General features: G+C 49.7%; 1 pseudogene. It reads left to right on the top strand.

Annotated features, from left to right (window positions below):
• Positions 1-24: 24 nt before the first annotated feature.
• A pseudogene (locus tag HQ41_RS09395) lies at positions 25-320 on the top strand (IS5/IS1182 family transposase); the annotation flags it as partial.

Below are 320 nucleotides of genomic sequence, written 5' to 3'. Positions count from 1 at the left end.
TCGGAGCTAACGCGTCTAGGGATTATGGATAAACTCCTTAGAGAGTTGAACAAGCAGTTCAAGAAACATGGCATTAGCCGCATTGACCAAGGCGCCATCGTTGATGCGAGCATTGTAGACAGCCCTTATGCTCCCGATGGGAGTGTGGTTATTGAAGTGGCCGAGGATAGAGAGGATACTCGCTCGCAGGAGGCGTTGGATCAAGAGGAGGCTTATCAGTATGAACTCAGAAGTAGTAAGCCCGGTGTTGATGCAGAGGCTCGTTGGGTACGCAAAGGCAAGCATTATCGGTATGGGTATAAGAAACACGTGCTTACCGA

Source organism: Porphyromonas sp. COT-290 OH860 (assembly GCF_000768935.1).
GTDB lineage: Bacteria > Bacteroidota > Bacteroidia > Bacteroidales > Porphyromonadaceae > Porphyromonas.
This window is presented reverse-complemented; position numbering and strand designations above follow the sequence as displayed.